The 16,520-nt window shown below is 50.8% G+C and carries 18 protein-coding genes and 1 other RNA gene; 6 read left to right on the top strand and 13 right to left on the bottom strand.

Going from position 1 to position 16,520, the window contains the following annotated elements; all coding sequences use genetic code 11:
• The first annotated feature begins 114 nt into the window (after window positions 1–114).
• Together HND56_01235 and HND56_01240 are read left to right on the top strand one after the other, a co-directional pair.
• Window positions 115–459, top strand: coding sequence for a DUF4258 domain-containing protein (locus HND56_01235; GenBank protein QKK04387.1), 345 nt, complete (start codon window positions 115–117; stop codon window positions 457–459).
• Between the two features lie 17 nt (window positions 460–476).
• The gene (locus tag HND56_01240) at window positions 477–938 is read left to right on the top strand and encodes a transcriptional regulator (GenBank protein ID QKK04388.1); all 462 of its coding nucleotides are present in this window, start codon (window positions 477–479) and stop codon (window positions 936–938) included.
• Between the two features lie 37 nt (window positions 939–975).
• On the opposite strand, the gene hemA is transcribed toward HND56_01240, so the two are convergent.
• The gene (gene hemA / locus HND56_01245; GenBank protein QKK04389.1) at window positions 976–2,223 is read right to left on the bottom strand and encodes a 5-aminolevulinate synthase; all 1,248 of its coding nucleotides are present in this window, start codon (window positions 2,221–2,223) and stop codon (window positions 976–978) included.
• Window positions 2,224–2,450: 227 nt separating this feature from the next.
• Here hemA and HND56_01250 point away from each other — a divergent pair, with 227 nt between their 5' ends.
• Both HND56_01250 and HND56_01255 read left to right on the top strand, forming a co-directional pair.
• Window positions 2,451–3,296 (top strand): hypothetical protein, encoded by an 846-nt coding sequence (locus HND56_01250; GenBank protein QKK04390.1) that lies wholly within the window; start codon window positions 2,451–2,453, stop codon window positions 3,294–3,296.
• The gene (locus tag HND56_01255) at window positions 3,293–3,841 is read left to right on the top strand and encodes a hypothetical protein (GenBank protein ID QKK04391.1); all 549 of its coding nucleotides are present in this window, start codon (window positions 3,293–3,295) and stop codon (window positions 3,839–3,841) included. Before HND56_01250 ends, HND56_01255 begins: the two co-directional genes overlap by 4 nt.
• A 16-nt stretch (window positions 3,842–3,857) precedes the next feature.
• On the opposite strand, the gene HND56_01260 is transcribed toward HND56_01255, so the two are convergent.
• From HND56_01260 to gshB, 12 genes are all read right to left on the bottom strand, one after another.
• A complete protein-coding gene (locus tag HND56_01260; GenBank protein QKK04392.1) occupies window positions 3,858–4,181 on the bottom strand; it encodes a YbaB/EbfC family nucleoid-associated protein in 324 nt (107 codons plus the stop codon).
• 24 nt (window positions 4,182–4,205) lie between these two features.
• Entirely contained in the window at window positions 4,206–4,637 is a 432-nt protein-coding gene (locus HND56_01265) for a hypothetical protein (protein QKK04393.1), read from the bottom strand.
• A 92-nt stretch (window positions 4,638–4,729) separates the two neighbouring features.
• Window positions 4,730–5,989, bottom strand: coding sequence for a DNA polymerase III subunit gamma/tau (locus HND56_01270; protein ID QKK04394.1), 1,260 nt, complete (start codon window positions 5,987–5,989; stop codon window positions 4,730–4,732).
• 29 nt (window positions 5,990–6,018) lie between these two features.
• An RNA gene (ffs, locus tag HND56_01275) (signal recognition particle sRNA small type) lies at window positions 6,019–6,116 on the bottom strand.
• 101 nt (window positions 6,117–6,217) lie between these two features.
• Window positions 6,218–8,002 (bottom strand): hypothetical protein, encoded by a 1,785-nt coding sequence (locus tag HND56_01280; GenBank protein QKK04395.1) that lies wholly within the window; start codon window positions 8,000–8,002, stop codon window positions 6,218–6,220.
• Window positions 8,003–8,101: 99 nt separating this feature from the next.
• Window positions 8,102–9,490: a hypothetical protein gene (locus HND56_01285; protein QKK04396.1), complete on the bottom strand. Its 1,389-nt coding sequence runs from the start codon at window positions 9,488–9,490 to the stop codon at window positions 8,102–8,104.
• Between the two features lie 154 nt (window positions 9,491–9,644).
• Window positions 9,645–11,009, bottom strand: a complete 1,365-nt coding sequence (locus tag HND56_01290) for a TldD/PmbA family protein (GenBank protein ID QKK04397.1) — start codon at window positions 11,007–11,009, stop codon at window positions 9,645–9,647.
• Window positions 11,010–11,038: 29 nt separating this feature from the next.
• Window positions 11,039–12,505 (bottom strand): metalloprotease TldD, encoded by a 1,467-nt coding sequence (tldD, locus tag HND56_01295; GenBank protein ID QKK04398.1) that lies wholly within the window; start codon window positions 12,503–12,505, stop codon window positions 11,039–11,041.
• 131 nt (window positions 12,506–12,636) lie between these two features.
• Window positions 12,637–13,296, bottom strand: coding sequence for a hypothetical protein (locus HND56_01300; protein QKK04399.1), 660 nt, complete (start codon window positions 13,294–13,296; stop codon window positions 12,637–12,639).
• A 124-nt stretch (window positions 13,297–13,420) separates the two neighbouring features.
• On the bottom strand, window positions 13,421–13,741 hold the full coding sequence (locus tag HND56_01305) for a hypothetical protein (protein ID QKK04400.1): 321 nt from the start codon (window positions 13,739–13,741) through the stop codon (window positions 13,421–13,423).
• An 11-nt stretch (window positions 13,742–13,752) separates the two neighbouring features.
• Window positions 13,753–14,061 carry a hypothetical protein gene (locus HND56_01310; protein QKK04401.1) on the bottom strand — a complete coding sequence of 103 codons (309 nt, stop codon included), beginning with the start codon at window positions 14,059–14,061 and terminating at the stop codon, window positions 13,753–13,755.
• Window positions 14,062–14,130: 69 nt separating this feature from the next.
• Entirely contained in the window at window positions 14,131–15,135 is a 1,005-nt protein-coding gene (gene gshB, locus HND56_01315) for a glutathione synthase (GenBank protein QKK04402.1), read from the bottom strand.
• Between gshB and HND56_01320 the strand changes: the two genes are divergently transcribed.
• Both HND56_01320 and HND56_01325 read left to right on the top strand, forming a co-directional pair.
• Window positions 15,134–16,330 carry a glutamate--cysteine ligase gene (locus tag HND56_01320; protein QKK04403.1) on the top strand — a complete coding sequence of 399 codons (1,197 nt, stop codon included), beginning with the start codon at window positions 15,134–15,136 and terminating at the stop codon, window positions 16,328–16,330. The two genes, gshB and HND56_01320, sit on opposite strands and share 2 nt — an antisense overlap.
• The gene (locus HND56_01325) at window positions 16,269–16,481 is read left to right on the top strand and encodes a hypothetical protein (GenBank protein QKK04404.1); all 213 of its coding nucleotides are present in this window, start codon (window positions 16,269–16,271) and stop codon (window positions 16,479–16,481) included. The genes HND56_01320 and HND56_01325 overlap by 62 nt, the downstream gene beginning before the upstream one ends.
• The last annotated feature ends 39 nt before the right edge of the window (window positions 16,482–16,520 follow it).

Below are 16,520 nucleotides of genomic sequence, written 5' to 3' on the forward strand. Positions count from 1 at the left end.
TCATAATATAATGTAAAAAAACAATATTTACATAAAAAAACACTTGATTTTAATGATTTGGTAACTTATATTGAGGTATCATAGTGATACATACATATATCAAGGTGATATATTATGGCGAAAAATAAAAATACTGGAAAAACTAAGGTCGCAAAATTTCCTGCTAATGGAAAAATTAGTGATACAGACCTTTTAAAAAAAATAAGGGAATTGATTGCGGCTGATAGTGGAAACTTGTTTTATACCAATCACGCGCTGGATCGTATGGAAGAACGAGGTTTTACCAGACGGCAGGTTGATTGTTGTATCCAAAAGGGGTGGGTTAAAGAGCCCAATTACTACGATCATAAGAACGGAAATTATGTAGTTAGTATTACACGAGGGTGCGCTGGAGAGACAATTGATGTCATTTTAGCTTGGTGTCCTGAAGATAATGTTGTTGTTATAACTGTTTATTGATATGGAGGTATTTAAAAATGGCTAAGTCTAAAAAATACCACTATACGGAGTGTGGTCTTGATTACGTTTATCTTTTGAATGGGTATACAGAAAGAATAACCCCATATGGGAAGGCTGTTTCTATCACTGCTGTGGAGCAGTTACATAAGATTATTGGAGAAGCAATCATTTCAAGTCCAGAGCCATTGAGTGGAGCGGAAATTCGTTTCTTGAGGCATGAACTGGACTGGTCTCAAAAAAGATTAGGCTCTCAATTGAAAGTAGAGGGACAGACTGTCGGACGGTGGGAACGTGGTGAAACTTCAATTGATAGTACGGCAGACAACTATATTCGCATCTTATACGCTTTATATGCTTTGGATGATAGTGCGGATGATATCAAATCTTTTGTGGATATGATGGCCGACTTAGATTCTAAAAAGGTACACAAAGAACTTAAGTTCACAAAAACTGACGAAAGCTGGAAAACCGCAGCTTAGTACAGAATTTTGCAGGGTATCATTACAGTATGTTTTCTTAGGCGACCTGACGCACGAGGCGGACGGGTTTTGCGGCGGGCAGAACCTTTTTCAGGCAATCGGCCAGATAGTGCATGTCCTCATCCGTATGGAAGGGGGACGGGGTCAGGCGTAGGCGCTCGGTGCCGCGCGGTACGGTCGGGTAGTTGATCGGTTGTACATAGATGCCGAAACGCTCCAGCAGAATATCGCTGGTTTGTTTGCAGATGCGCGGATCGCCGATCATCACCGGAACGATATGAGTTTCGGTATCCATGATCTGGATGCCGCGCTGCGTCAGAATTTGTTTCAATGTCGCGGCGCGTTCCTGATGTTTTTCGCGCAGATCGCCCGCCTGTTTCAAATGGCGGACGCTGGCCAAAGCGCCGCTTAAAACTGCGGGCGGCAGGGCTGTTGTAAAAATAAAGCCCGGAGCGTAAGAGCGCACAACATCGACAATCGCCTGACTGGCGGTGATATAACCCCCCATCAGGCCGAAGGCTTTGCCAAGTGTGCCTTCAATCACATCCAGACGGTTCATCAACCCGCGCTGGTCGGCAATACCGCCGCCTTTTTTGCCGTACATGCCGACGGCATGGACTTCGTCCAGATAGGTTAATGCGCCGTATTCTTCCGCGATATCACAAATTTCTTCGATCGGCGCAATATCACCATCCATGGAATAGACGGATTCAAAGGCGATCATTTTCGGGCGGCAACGCTCGACGGAATCCAGCAGGCTGCGCAGATGTTTGATATCGTTATGGCGAAAGATATATTTTTCACAGCCGCTTTGACGAATGCCTTGAATCATGGAGGCGTGGTTCATCTCGTCGGAGAAAATCACGCAGTCAGGCATCAGTCTTGCCAGCGTACCGATAGCGGATTCATTGGAGACATATCCGGAGGAAAACAGCAGTCCTGCTTCTTTATCATGCAGATCAGCCAGTTCTTTCTCAAGCGCGATATGGTGGTTTGTGGTGCCGGAAATATTGCGCGTTCCGCCCGCACCTGCGCCGTTTTTGCGTACGGCATCGCAAACGGCGTCAATGACGACGGGGTTATGCCCCATGCCGAGATAATCATTACTGCACCAGATGGTGATTTCTTTTTCTACCCCGTTTTCCGTCCGGAAAAGCGCTTTGGGGTATTTTCCGACCATACGTTCAATATTCGCGAAAACGCGGTAACGTCCTTCCCTGTGCAAATCTTCGATACGTGCTTGAAAAAAACGTTCGTAGTATTCTTTGCTTTGGGCCTGGGACATGGCTTTTAAACCCCTTGTATTTCTTTTGATTTTTTTTATTGCTTTGCTTGCTGTTCAAGAGCCTGAAAAACAGTTATATTGAAAAGCGAAGGTAAAGCCGTGGCTTTAGGAATATGTAGAAAGATTCCGGGCAAATTGCAAGGAAAAACGGTATTTGTAAAATTGCCTTCACACGCTTAGACTGTTTTTAGTTATTTGTATTCAAGCAACAAGAGACCGTATTCCTGATGAAACAAAAGCCCCTTTTCTCGGTCAAACCCAAATTTATCCCCAAAGTCGTGATGATGCAGTCGCTGTTTTACGGCTTCTTTGGTGCATTATTCTTAACGGTTATCGGTGGTCTGCTGCTGTCGCTTTTGACAATGATGCTGGGGTTTCTTGGTAAAATTGCGATCGGAAATATTTTCTGGGGATGTTTCCTGCTCGGGATTATCGGTATTCCGATTCTTTATTACGAGATCCGGCGTAAAAATGCCGCCGCAACGCGGTTTGATTTCTTTGAGGACCGTTTAAGCTTTTCCTATTTTTCCGGCCGCTTTCTAAACAGAAAGCAAGGCAGGCTTTATTACCGGGATATTGTGGATGTTGTACAAAATACCAGCTTTTTGCAGGGGCTTGGCAATCTGAAAACAATTGAACTGCATGCGCCAGCCTCAGCCTATTATGAGCCGGGGCAGAAATTTGTCGGTATCGCGATTGAAGATGTGCCGATGGGGACCGGCATTGCCGAGAAAATTCTGGATGTTTTGGATAAAGTACATGCCGAATACCGCGATGCATGGGCGGCTGATATGCAGCGCAGTGCATTGGCGGAGGCGCGCGCCGCGGAAGATGCCGCATCTCCGGCGGAAGAAGAGGTGGCGGAGGCGGAAGCGTCTGAAGACACCGCGGATCTGCTGCGGGCGCAGCCTGTGATTCCGCCGTCATCCGTTCCGTCCCGTGATACGCAAGAAGATGCGGCGTTGGAAAGTGCCGGCGAAAATGAGCCGGAGGATAATGCGGAGGAGGAACCGCAAGAGCTGGAACCCGCCATTTCCGATGAAAGACCGCATCATTCCGGAAAAGATAAGTGACGGAAACAGCCCCAGATAACAAGCCGTTATTCAGGCTGCGCTCCGTTTTCCATCCGGCGGTGGTGGCGTATTCTTATCCGATCCGTATCATTGGTATTTCCTGTATTTTATTGATGCTGCTGCCTGAAATGGCTAAAGGCATGGCCTGGGTGACGGGCGTTGAAGGATTTTTATCTTACCTGATGGCGATTTCGATTGTCGGGCTGATCGGTTTTGCCGGTCCGCTGTTTATGACATGGCTGGATTATAAGGCTGTGGCCTTCACCGTTTACCCCAACCGCATTGAATTCATCCAGAGCTTCTGGATCAGGGAGCAATCACGCGTGTTGCTGCACAGTGTGCGCGAAATAAAGCCCTCGGCAAACTGGCTGCAGAAACGTTACGGTATCGGGAATATTTCGCTGGTTGTGGAATCGCGTATCGGCGCCAAACAAATGGGCACGGTTCTGCCGAATATCCGTTATCCTGAAAAAGTTGCGGCAAAATTATCAACGGTTCTTGAAGACCATAAAAGACGGCAACAAGAGCAACAGCAGCAACAGTAAAACCGCGTTGTCAATCTTAGAACTGGAAATCAAGATCGGGCGGCAGGCCGAGATCTTCCATGATTTTTGCCGTTTCTTCAGAGATTGCCTGTTCAGCCTTTTTGCGCGCATCATTGATGGCGGCAACAATCAGATCTTCCAGAACCTCGATATCATCGGGGTTGACGATACCCGGCTCCAGTTTCAGCGCACGGACTTCTCCGCGGCCGGTGATTGTAATATTGACCATACCGGCACCGGCTTCGCCAATAATTTCTCTTTCATTGGCGCGCTTTTGCATCTCCGCCATTTTTTCTTTCATGACTTGTGCTTTTTGCATCATTTGGGCGAGATTTGTCATTTTTTCTTCTCCTTAAAAACACGTCTAATTCTGTTTGGCAATATCCCGGATCGTCGAAAGGCGCGCTCCGGGGAACCGTGCCAGCACATCTTTCACAATAGGATGATTGGCGGCATTTGCAAGCTTTTGTTGCTGTGCCTCCCTGTCTTCATCGGCCAGCGTTTTCATCTCCGCCGTTTTCCTGTTTTCGGGAACAAGCGAGATAATCCAGTTTGTTTTCGTCCAGTCTGACAGATGCTTTTTAATCGTGCCGGGGGCGCTGCTATCCCCTGCCGGATCAAGCCAGATATCTATTTTTCCGGCGGCAAAGCTGACGGGAACCATAAAATTATAAAGCTGGCTGTAAAGCAGCATCTCCTGTTTTTCCCGGAACATTTCGGCGATATCGCGAAAGCTTTGCGGCGCGGTGAGCGTGTCGGGATCCTGTGCCGGAAGCGCGGGGATATCTGCCGGCATCTGCGCCTGCGCTGCGGCATGTGTTGCGGCAGTGGAAGAAGGAGGGGGCGTTCTGACAGGCGGCGGTGCCGAAACGGAGGATTCTTTCGGGTTTAGGCTTGTTTCAGGCTTTTTTTTTGCGTCGCGGCATCGTCACTGCCGCTGTTTTCCAGCGCCGTAATAATCTCCGACGGCAGCGGCATTTGCGCGGCGTAAATTGTGCGGATTAACACCATATCCAGCGCCTGTGCAGGCGTGGCGGCGGTTTTTAGCTCCTCCCGCCCTTTGGACAGGATTTGCCACAGCCGTGATAATGCCGGAACGGATAATGTATCCGCCAGCGCCAGTCCGCGCGTTTTTTCCGTTTCCGGCAAAAAGCCCGTTTTCAAGCTTTCCGGCACAAGCTTGCCCTTACTGACAAGATGCACGGCGTCCAGCAGGTCTTTTAGAATCTGGTCGGGGTCGGCGCCGGAGGTGAAGAGTTTTTCGGCGATTGCGAAACTGTTTTCGGCATTGCCTTCGCTGAGTGCCGTCAGCAGATCGAAAATCATATTGCGGTCGGACAGGCCAAGCATGTCACGCACCAGCGCCGCTGTGATTTTACCGTCAGACAGCGCAATGGCGCGGTCAAGCAGGCTGAGCCCGTCACGGGCGGAGCCGTCCGCGGCGCGGGCAATCATATGCACGGCTTCGTCTTCGGCCTCGATTTTTTCCCTGCCCAGCAGCTCCGTGAAATAGTCATTGAGCAAATTGCTGTCGATACGCGGCAGGTCAAAACGCTGGCAACGCGAGAGAATAGTGACGGGAACTTTGTTGATCTCGGTCGTGGCAAAGATGAATTTGACATGCGGCGGCGGTTCTTCCAGCGTTTTCAAAAGCGCATTGAAAGCCGATTTTGACAGCATGTGGATTTCATCAATGATGAAGATTTTAAAACGTGCCGAAGCCGGGGCATATTGCACGGAATCGATAATATCGCGCACATCATCGACACCGGTACGCGAGGCCGCATCCATTTCCAGCACGTCGACATGGCGGCCTTCCATGATGGCTTTGCAATGTGTGCATTCTCCGCAGGGTTCTGCCGTGATGCCGCTTTTTTCATCCTTGCCGATACAATTCAGTGCAAGGGCGATAATTCGTGCCGTTGTGGTTTTACCGACACCGCGGACGCCTGTCAGAATAAAGGCATGGGCGATGCGGTTCATGGCGATCGCGTTTTGCAGGGTGCGGACCAGAGCATCCTGTCCGATCAGCTCGGAAAAATTACGGGGACGGTATTTCCGTGCCAGCACCAGATAGGGCGTATCCGGTTTGCCGTCCGTATTGGCGGCGCTTTCCTGTTTGCTCTCTGTTTTTTCAGGCTGGGACATGATTAAAATTTTACATTAAAAAGTAAAAAGGTGGAAGGCCGAGCAACGACCCAGCACAACCCATATGCGGCTGCTTCCTTTCGGATCTGACCGGGTTAACGGGACAGCTGCCCATTGTCAACCTTCCACCCCGTAATATGAGGGGATTCGGCGCGAAAGGCAAGGAAAACACATGGGAATCCTGCGGAAAATGCCGTGAAAAGCCGTAGATAAGGGCAAAGCCTGTCTTTATCCGCCGGTGCGCGGCCCGGATGTACGGATATCGGGGCGCGTATCGGGAACGCTTTGCGTGACTTCGGGATCAACTTTGGACAGGAAGGCGTTGTAATCATCCGTCGGGATGCTTGGCATATAGGGCGGTCTGCCGCTGCCTTGCGTCCAGCCTGCATTTTGCTCCAGCCCGAGTGTCTGTACGCCGGCTTTTTGCAACAGCGGCGTGTTGATGGTTTCGCTGGTGATCTCGTCGATTTGCAATGTGCCGTCAGCATCGACATGGATATGTAAGGGGATGACGGTATCACCCTGCTGCAGATTGGCAATAATACCGGCCTGCGGGTCCTGCACGTGCAGAAGATTTTCCGCGACGGCGTGAATGGCACCGGCTTCGGGCATGCTGCCGTAATCAATGGGGCCGTTATCTGCTGCGACCTCTGTTTCAGCGACAACAGTCTCAGGTTCTTTTTCCACTTCAACTTCGGTCGTGGCGGTAGGGGTTTCCGGCGGCGTTGTTTCCGTCACGGTTTCCGGTGTTACCTCAGGCGTTACCTCAGCTGTTACTGCGGGTGTCACGACGGTATCACCGGCATCTACAACGGTTTCGGGGGCGGTGCCTGTTACGCCGTCAGTCGCCGCGATTGTAGAACCGTCCGGCGCGATATCGGGCGTATCCGGTGCGTCGAAATCAAAAGGCAGGTCGATAATGCCGGTCGCGAAAGCCGCGCCGACAGCGGCCAGCCCCAGCAACGCCCATTTGTGTTTTTTCGCCGCTGCTGCGACGGAGGCGATTTTGCCCATGCCGTTATTTTGTTTTTCTTTCGCCTCTTTTTGCAGCGTATTGTAAATGCCGGAAACGGCCTTGGTCATTTTATAAGCGCCATAGGCAACAGCGGCCAGCGGTACCAGCGGCGGTGCCACCATACCGACCGCGCCCAAAATAGCGGCGCGCTGCAACGTGGCTGTCCCCATGGCGACCAGCGTTGTACCGTGTTTATCGGCGAAATTTTTCAGGAAATGCGTAAAGCCTTCCGAGGGCAACCCGTTTAAGGTGGTTACGGTGCCCATGCGTCCGGTCATATCGGTGCCGACAGTTAAGGGACGGCGTGCCGTATCAACAAATTCCGCCGGAGTCATGCGGCTGAGCATCGTCAGGGTGGCGCGGTCCTGCGGATCGCGGTTGACGGCTTCGTAATAGGCTTTGTCGATCAGATAAGTATCGCTTTTTTTATAGCGCATATCCGTATCGACATAATTCAGGAATTCATTCAGCATACGCTGGTTATAGTCTTCGTCGCTTTCATTTTCGTATTGTTCGTCAGACGGCTCTTCCATATATTTCAAGACGGAAGGCGCTTCGACATTTTCCGCGAGTTTCGCGCGCATCTCTTCCAGCCAGTCCTCCATCAGGACACGCTGTTTTTCTTCGTCATATTCGTGCAGGCGGCGCATGAAATCATCATTCATGACCGCGGCGAAGGTCGCGTTCAAATCTTCTTCATTGTCTTTGACCTGATGGGCGGCCAGTTTTTCAATATTTAAAGGGGTGGAGACGATTGCGCTGTGGGTGATGCTGCCGCCGCCGCCGGCGATGATGCCGATATTTTCCTGACGGGCAAGCCAAAAGCCGATTTCCTCCGGTACATCCTCGATTTTGCCGATTTCTTCATTATTGCGGAAGATGCGCACCGCGTCTTCATCAATATCGACCCGGAGATTGCCGGATTCAACCGCGTCTTCCAGCAATAATACCGGATGCCCGAAAATATCTGTAATCAGCCCTGCATTCTCTATGCGCATATTGCCTCCACGTAACGCATGTTATTCTCTACGCTTAGAGGACAGTCTATAGTAAAAAGGTAAAAAATATGTAAATGGCGGCGGCGCAGCTGACTGTCTTTAGGAAAACAGGAAATTATTCATTTTATCAAAGACTTGTTTCTGTTCCGCTGTGGCGTCATCGCTGTCATAACCGGCAATGGCAACCATGCGCTGCAAGGCCATCAGCGAGGAGAGGGAAACCTTGATGTCATTTTCCTTGATATAGGCCAGTGCCTTTTTAAAGTCTTTTAGTTTGCGGATGGTGATCGGCATTTCCTCGAATTTGACGATTTCGTCACCGTCGATTGAACCCTCTTCGGAAAAGGCGACATCGCCGCCGCGGGTAATGCCGACAAATTCCGGCTTGGCGCAACGATCAACCCAGCGGAAAAATCCCGTGACCATCGTACGGTCGAGCAATGTATCGAAATGCTGCTTTGTGCCTGTTTCCTCTGCCAGTTCCCGTGCCATGCCGTAAGCGATGGCTTTGCGCAAATCTTCCGGTTTTCCGGCTTTGTCAAAATCGCTGTAATCCATCGATCCCGAGCCGCCAAGTCCGACTTTTTTCGCGTCAATCACCTTGCCGGCACCCTGATGCAGCATGCCGATTTTATTGTTATCGGTCAGCAGCAAGGTTGTAATGCCGATATGGCCGGAAACGCTTTCATAAAAATCGGGGCGGATGCGCAGCATGGTGCGCCCGTTGACCTGCTCCTGCCGCACGGGGTAATAGGCGCTGAGATCGGAATAGATTTCCTCATGCCCGCGCAGGTTACGGCGGATAAGCCGGCTGCGGAAAGCCTCGTTGGTCAGCAGCGCATCGAAATAATAGGATTTACGCAAGGTCAGCGGTTCATCATTCAGCAGCCCGTCCGTAAGCCCGTAAAGCGCCAGTTTAACGCCGTTCGTCGTATGCTGGGTTTTGGTGGCAACGCGCAGCGCCAGATACATGATCTGCAGATTGGAGATGATGTAATTGATGTCTTTGCTGACTTCCTGATAGCGCAGGGCATCGGTCAGAATGATTTTGTCACTGACCTGATCGCTGGAAAAGGGGATTTCCGCGCTAAGCTCCTGCCCGGCAATCGGATTTTGGAATCCGGCATTTTCTTCCGCTTTCGGCGGCAGAATATCCGCCATCGGAAAGCTGCGTTTATTATTCCAGATATGGGTGCAGAGCTGTGAAAAATGCTGAATTCCCGCATGCATGGGGCGGTATTTTATTGGCAGGATTGACATCTCGCTGCCGAATTGCAGCAGCAGAATGCTGATTTCCAGCGCCATGGCGGCGTAATCCCACTTATCATTGATATCAATGATGGAATAGGAAATCAGCATCAGTGTCAGGATGACGATGGTAATTTCTTTGCGGTAAACCTTGTCCCAGCGCATCAGCACGACGAACAAATCCCAGCGCCCTTTGATATTGCGCATAAAATTCAATAATGCCGGATTTTTTGTTTTCATTATTTGTTCCGAAAGGGATGAGATGCATGGGCGCGAAAAAACGCCCCCATATTGTTCCACAGATGGCAGTGAAAACACTATAGAAAAATTGTAAAAAAAAACCGCCCGTTTTTTTTCAGAAGGCGGTTTTTTCGTGTTCAATATGTTATGGCGCTTATTTTCCGGCGATGGTGGCGCGGTTGATGCGCGTTGTCGGCGCGGCCAGCGAATGTTTTGATTTCGGCTGCGGCGGCGTGTCATCGGCCAGCGAGATATCCATGAACATCTCTTTCAAATTTCCGGAGACGATAAAACCGTCAACCGATTCATCGGTGATTTTACCGTCGCGGATCATCTTGCCGTAAGCCTGACGGGAATAGGTGCCGTTATTGACATTGACGGTACCGCCTTGAAAGCCCTGAATATAGATGCCTTCCTTGATGTCGGAGATCAGCTCGTCCGGTGTTTCGATACCGGGCTGGACGCGGGTATTGGTGCGGCCGTTTTCACGTCCGATCGGCTCGATTCCCAGTTTGCGGGATTCGGCCAGATTGCTGTTGAAGGATTTTAGAACACCGTTTTCAACGAAAGTGATCTCTTCACTTTTGATTCCCGCCGTATCGACAGAGCGCGAGGCGACGCCGCGGTGCAGATTCGGATTGTCGGTAATCGTGACTTCGGCGCTCATAATTTGCTGTTCCAGCTTGCCTTTCAGGAAGCTTGCGCCCTGATGGATGGCGGTGCCGTCAATCGCCTGAAAGACGGAGTTGAAAAAGCTTTCCGCCGCATCATTATCCAGTACGATCGGATATTCACCGGTGTCGGGCAGGCTTGCGCCCAGTTTTCCAACCGCGTTCAATCCGGCGCGTTTGCCAAGGTCTTTGGCACCGGCCATATCACAGAAATGGCGGGCCACGCTGTATTCCCCGTCAATCTGCATACCGTTTTCATCTTCGGCAACAACGCTGGCGCTGGCCTGATACAGGGTACGGCTTTCCTGAATATCGACACCGTTGGTGGCCATAATCAGCAGATGGGTGTTTTTCTTGGACATGCTGACGGAACGCGTTGCCTTTGTGCCTTTCACCGACATTGCAGCGGCTTCGACTTCCTTAGCGTAATTGATCAGCGTTTCATTGCTCGGCTCTGTAATATCATAGAGGTTCAAATCGCTTTGCGGGCCCGTATAGACTTTTTCCTTTTCCAGCAATGCGGCGCTGGGGTTTTCCGGCGCAAGATGAATGACCTTCATATTTTCATTCATGGCGTTTTTCAGCGCGGTCATGCCCAGTGTATTTTTGGTGAAAGAGATGCTGCGGTCATCTGCGTAAAGCGTGACAGTGACTTTATGCGTCGTGCCGCCGACGGCGCGCGCAACATGGCCGCGTTCGATTTCCGCTTCACGTTCGGTGTTTTCGCTGATAACGACTTTCACATCGGTAATGCCGTATTTCGCGCCTTCTTCCTTGGCATGTTTGATCAGAGCCTCGGCGACGGGGCGTGCGGCGCGTTCGAATTCTTTCGGTTTACTTGCTACCATTTTCAGTTCTCTCCTTAAAGTCAGGCGGTTTATTTCTTTGTACCGCCTACGGTCATGTTGGATACACGCACAGTCGGCTGTCCGCAGCCGACAATGACGCTTTGCCCGTTTTTGCCGCACATTCCGGCGCTTTTTTCCAGTTCCAGATCATTGCCGACCATTTTGATCGACTGGATAACGGAAAGACCGTCACCGACCAGCGTTGCCCCCTTAACGGGTTCGCATAATTTCCCTTTGCGGATGCGGTAGGCCAATGTGGCATTCATATTAAATTTCCCGGAGGTAATGTCAACCTGCCCGCCGCCCATGTCCTTGATATACAAGCCGTCTTCGACGGATTTGATAATATCTTCGGGCTCGTGATCACCGGGTTTGAAATAGGTATTGGTCATCCGCGGCATCGGTGTTTTGGTATAGCTTTCGCGGCGGCCGTTTCCGGTCGGCGCGGCTTTCATCAGCAGCGCGTTCTGGCGGTCCTGCATATAGGATTTCAAAATACCTTTTTCAATCAGCGTATTTTCCTGCGTCGGTGTGCCTTCGTCATCAAAATGCAGGCTGCCGCGCTCACCTTTCAGATCGCCCTGGTCGACAACCGTGACCTCATCAGAGGCGACTTTCTGACCGATTTTACCGCTATAGACGGAAATGCTGCGGCGGTTAAAATCGCCTTCCAGCCCGTGACCGATGGCTTCATGCAGCAATACGGCAGGCCAGCCCTGATTAAGGACGACTTCCATTTGACCCGCAGGTGCATCTTCGGCAATCAGCAGGGTTTTGGCAAGGTCCAGCGCTTCATCTGCGGCGGCTTTCCATTCGCTGTCGGCGAAAATATCCTTGCAGTCAACAGGACCGCCCAGCAATTTATAGCCGGTTTCGCTGTTGCCGTTTTCATCCGTGACCTGAATCTGGATCATTAGCGAGACATTCGGGCGTGTATCGACCAGACTGGTGCCGTCTTCGGTAATGATATGCACGGCTTTGGATGTGGCTTTATAGCCCAACGTGACATTGGTGACGGCGGGGTCGAGGGATTTTATATGCGCTTCAATTTCGTCAAGCTTGGCGATTTTTTCCGCCAGATCCATGCTTTTCATCGGGTTTTGGGCAGGGTAGAGCTGATCCTGCGTGCGTCCGTATCCGCCCAGTTTTTCGGCGGCTTTGCCGCTTTCCAGAATTTCCTGTGCCTCCTGCACGGCTTCCGTCAGGGAGGCTTTGTTGAAAACATCCGCATAAGCATAGCCGACGCGTTCACCTTGTCCGACGCGGAAGCCGAAACCGGCTTCACTATTGCCGACGGAGACGGTTGTATATTCGCCCTTATCCTTGGTGAGCGCCTCACGCTCTGTGATTTCCTGATAGAATTCACCGTAATCGGCATCTTTCAGCGCGGCTTTGACAATCTCTTTTGTTTCATCCGGCGTTAAATCGCTGTCTTGAAAAAAGGCATTTAATGCGGCAGGTGTTTTCGTCGGGCGTTTGGGCGTGTTTTCGCTCATTCTCGTCTCTCGTTCTTATGTTTTTTTAGATTCGTGTTTGTGTGTGGCAAATTATGTATTTTTATTACATAAAAGTCAAGAAAAGGCGCAGGATGTTACGTGCCTATCCTGTCTAAAACGTGTTTCAAGTGTCAGATCGGGAAAAATCCGCCGCGCTTCGGCGGTTTGAAATGCGGCACATCTTCGCCGCGGTCCAGTTTGCCGCGCAGAATACCGGTATGGCCGTTATATTGTTTGTCGTTATCGGCAAGGCGTTTGGCCATATCAATGGCGCTTTCGCCCGCCTTGTTTTTGACATTCTCATCTGCGCCCGCGACGATCAGATTATAGATTTTGCGCTCCTGCCCTTCTTTGACCAGAACATGCAGCACGGTATCACCGTCTTTGTTCAGTTTTGCGACATCCGCACCTTTATCCAGCAGTAATTTGACCATTTTCGGATTGTCGGAATCAGCGGCATAGTAAAGCGGACCTGCGCGTCCGCCGCTTAAGTGGTTCGGATTTGCCCCCGCATCCAGCAGCATTTCAACCACATCGGTATCAGGGCGTTGCACAGCCAGTAACAGGCAACTGAAACCTTCACTCGTGTGCAAATTTGGTTCGGCCCCGGCATCCAGCAGGGCGCGGATAATTTTCGGATTGATGGAGCTGTGGGCGCAGGCCTCGTGCAGAGCCGTCCAGCCGAAATCACCGATCGTGTTCGGATCTGCGCCGTCTTCAAGATATTTCATGACAAGGGCTTCGTCATTATCGGCGGCGGCTTCGATCAGGGCATAGTCTTCGTAAGACATGAAAGGCGCACTCCTTCAAAGCGGATATTGGGGAAACAATGCGCTATCTTGCGTGACGGAAGCCGTCTCTGTCAAGAAAAGAGAATGCTGCGGCGCAGCAGAAATGCGGGAAGGAAAGAGGCGCTCAGGATTGGCGGTTCAGGGTGCGGGGCTTCTTATAGGAGGGGCGCTGGTCTTCTGCCGCCAGCCATTTTTCCTTGATCTCGTCCATCTCTTCATAAAGGTAATATTCTCTATCTTTGTCGGTGACGAGTGTATTGATATTGAAAGTTATCCAACAATCCAGTGTCTCAACATAGTCGCGCTGTTTTTTATTGGCAACAATTTCCCCGATCTTTTGCGTGTCGATCAGAATCGTATCCCCGCTATGCCGTTTCACGATCTCGGGCGCTTTTTTTGTGCCTTTTGCTTCCATAAAGGCAAGCTTTAGTTCCAGAACAGCCATGTTTTTATCCTTTAAGGGTTGCGGGAGACGTTGCGTGCTTTCCTGTAAACCGGTGCGCGCAAGGCTTCGGCCCATTTACGTTCGATCTCTTCCATATTTTCAACGGTGAAATATTGCTGCCCGTTATCCATGACAACGGTATTGACGCGGATGCTGACATGACGCCCCGCCTCGTTGTGATAACCGAACTGGTGAAATTGATCCTCCAGAATATCGCTGATTTTATCGGCGTGCAGTAACATGGTTTTGCCGTTATCTGTGACCCGGCTTTCTTCTTTCGTATGCTCAATCCATGCGCGTTTCAGTTTGACGATCGACATCGACTCTCTCCGTTGTTTTAAGAACGACGTAAGTTAACATAATATAAGAAAAATGTCAATGAAGGCAGGTCAGGCAACCGCTTTGTCTGTGGAGGCGCAATCTGTTGCGCGCGATTTGCGGCAATGCAGTTCCACGGCTTTTTCCAGCAGCAACGCAGCCGGATCCTGTCCGGAGATGCGGGCGATTTCACGGAAGCCTGTCGGGCTGGTGATATTAACCTCGGTCAGATAAGTGCCGATAATATCAATTCCGGCCAGCAAAACACCTTCCTGCTGTAAGCGTTTTCCGACAGCTGCGGCGATTTCCAGATCTTTTTTATCCAGCTTGCGAACCTCGTGATCGCCGCTGACGGCAAGATTTCCGCGAATACTGCCGTCTTTCGGCAGGCGCACCAGCATATAGGGGAAGGGCGTACCGTTGATGATGATGATGCGCTTATCGCCCTGCTTGATCGCGGGAATGAAGCGCTGTGCAATAATCGGATAGCTGCCGCGCCCGGTCAGGGTTTCCCAAATGACGTCGAAATTGACATCATCTTCGGTGACCATAAATACGCCTTCGCCGCCCATACCGTCCAGCGGCTTCATAATGATCTTTTTATGCACGGACAGAAATTCTTTCAGAACCGTCTGTGATGTTGTGATCGTATAGGGCGGGGTATAGTCCGTGAAAGTGCTGGCGAAGATTTTTTCGTTAAAATCGCGCAGAGTTGCGGGCGGATTGGTAACCGTTACGCCTTCTGCCGCGGCCTGATCCAGAACATAAGTCGTGTGAATGAAGCGTTTATCAACCGGCGGGTCTTTGCGCATGAAAATGATATCCAGCTGCGCCAGCGGCATATCCTGTTTTTCGGACAGTTTGCACCACTCCGCCGTGTCATCAAAGACCTCAATCCCTTGAACGATGCCGCGTGCATGCCCGTTTTCAATGAAGACATCGCCCTGTTCCATGACAAAAACATCATGGCCCGCATTTTGTGCGGCCAGCATAATTGCAAGCGAGGTATCTTTTTTCGGCTTGATATTATGTACGGGGTCTATTAGAATTCCGATTTTCAAACGGGGAGCTGTCATGTCTATAAACCTTTGTTCTGATTCTGTTCCTTGCGCCGAGGCGCATTCAACACCAACAATTACCCACCCGCAAATTACCTATAACGATCTTATCGACGATTTGGCCGCGGGAATCAAGGAAAAAAAATTATGGAAGATCGGTGTCGAGCTGGAACAGTTTGCCTTTGACAAGGCGACAGGCGCTGCGCTTCCTTATGAAGGTATGCCCGGAATCCGTATGCTGCTGGAACATTTTGCCTGCAAATTCGGCTGGGAAAAAATCATGGAAGACGGCAATCCCGTCGCGCTGGTGAAAGACGGTATTTCCGTGACGCTGGAGCCGGGCGGTCAGGTTGAATATTCCGGTTCACCTGTGGCGGATGTGACGGCAGCCGTGCAGGAGATGGATTCTTTCATGCAGGACTTAAACAGTGCGGCCGAAGATTGCGGCATCGGTTTCCTGCGTAAAGGGCTGCATCCCGATTGGCACCGCGAAGATATTCACTGGATGCCGAAAGGCCGTTACCGCATCATGCGTGATTACATGCTGAAAAAAGGGCGTCACGGCATTGATATGATGATGCGCAGCTGCGGCGCACAGCTTAATCTCGATTTTTCCAGTGAAGCGGATATGGTGAAAAAATTCCGCGTGGCGCTGGCATTGCAGCCGGTGATTGTGGCATTGATGGCAAACTCCGCGAAACTGGATGGCAAAGATACAGGTTATGCCAGCTACCGCTCTTATGTCTGGACCCAGACCGATCCCGACCGCTGCGGCAATCTGGATTTTGTCTTTTCCGATGACATGTCTTTTGCTTCTTATGTCGATTATGCGCTGGATGTACCGATGTATTTCCTGTATCGCGACGGCAAATATCTGGATACGGCAGGGCTGTCTTTTCGCGACTTTATGGCAGGCAAACTACCCGGTTTTGAGGGTATGTATCCTTCCATTAAGGATTGGCAGGATCATCTGACGACGCTGTTCCCCGAAGTGCGTTTGAAACGCTATCTGGAACTGCGGGCGGCGGATTGCAACAGTGATGCGATGGTTTATGCGATGACGGCTTTCTGGGCGGGTATTCTGTATGACCGGACCGCGCTGGATGTCATGCATGAAAATGGTGATGGGCTGGTCTGTGGCTTTGCGCCATATGTTGCCGGAACTGGCGGCAAAAGACGGATTAAATGCCGATTTGTCATCCGTGGGTTATGATTTCCGGCAGATTGTGACATTTGCGCTGGATGTTGCGGCGGACGGGCTGGAACGTGATGAAACCGAAGCTGTCGGTATTTTGGCACCGTTCTGGAAAAAGCTTGCTTGTACCGCGCCTGAAGATTGCGGTGACGGCGCGGAAGTGGCATAAAGAAGACAGCCATAAAATCAATTTCCGCCAAATAATCAA

It is taken from the genome of Pseudomonadota bacterium, from assembly GCA_013285465.1.
Classification (GTDB): Bacteria; Pseudomonadota; Alphaproteobacteria; order Micavibrionales; family CSBR16-224; genus CSBR16-224.

Excerpts from the sequence above, each read along its gene's own strand:
- HND56_01235 (QKK04387.1), top strand. The coding sequence starts at position 115 with ATGGCGAAAAATAAAAATACTGGAAAAACTAAGGTCGCAAAATTTCCT.
- HND56_01240 (QKK04388.1), top strand. The coding sequence starts at position 477 with ATGGCTAAGTCTAAAAAATACCACTATACGGAGTGTGGTCTTGATTAC.
- hemA (QKK04389.1), bottom strand. The coding sequence starts at position 2,223 with ATGTCCCAGGCCCAAAGCAAAGAATACTACGAACGTTTTTTTCAAGCA.
- HND56_01250 (QKK04390.1), top strand. The coding sequence starts at position 2,451 with ATGAAACAAAAGCCCCTTTTCTCGGTCAAACCCAAATTTATCCCCAAA.
- HND56_01260 (QKK04392.1), bottom strand. The coding sequence starts at position 4,181 with ATGACAAATCTCGCCCAAATGATGCAAAAAGCACAAGTCATGAAAGAA.
- HND56_01265 (QKK04393.1), bottom strand. The coding sequence starts at position 4,637 with ATGCCGGCAGATATCCCCGCGCTTCCGGCACAGGATCCCGACACGCTC.
- HND56_01270 (QKK04394.1), bottom strand. The coding sequence starts at position 5,989 with ATGTCCCAGCCTGAAAAAACAGAGAGCAAACAGGAAAGCGCCGCCAAT.
- HND56_01280 (QKK04395.1), bottom strand. The coding sequence starts at position 8,002 with ATGCGCATAGAGAATGCAGGGCTGATTACAGATATTTTCGGGCATCCG.
- HND56_01285 (QKK04396.1), bottom strand. The coding sequence starts at position 9,490 with ATGAAAACAAAAAATCCGGCATTATTGAATTTTATGCGCAATATCAAA.
- HND56_01290 (QKK04397.1), bottom strand. The coding sequence starts at position 11,009 with ATGGTAGCAAGTAAACCGAAAGAATTCGAACGCGCCGCACGCCCCGTC.
- tldD (QKK04398.1), bottom strand. The coding sequence starts at position 12,505 with ATGAGCGAAAACACGCCCAAACGCCCGACGAAAACACCTGCCGCATTA.
- HND56_01300 (QKK04399.1), bottom strand. The coding sequence starts at position 13,296 with ATGTCTTACGAAGACTATGCCCTGATCGAAGCCGCCGCCGATAATGAC.
- HND56_01305 (QKK04400.1), bottom strand. The coding sequence starts at position 13,741 with ATGGCTGTTCTGGAACTAAAGCTTGCCTTTATGGAAGCAAAAGGCACA.
- HND56_01310 (QKK04401.1), bottom strand. The coding sequence starts at position 14,061 with ATGTCGATCGTCAAACTGAAACGCGCATGGATTGAGCATACGAAAGAA.
- HND56_01320 (QKK04403.1), top strand. The coding sequence starts at position 15,134 with ATGTCTATAAACCTTTGTTCTGATTCTGTTCCTTGCGCCGAGGCGCAT.
- gshB (QKK04402.1), bottom strand. The coding sequence starts at position 15,135 with ATGACAGCTCCCCGTTTGAAAATCGGAATTCTAATAGACCCCGTACAT.
- HND56_01325 (QKK04404.1), top strand. The coding sequence starts at position 16,269 with ATGTTGCCGGAACTGGCGGCAAAAGACGGATTAAATGCCGATTTGTCA.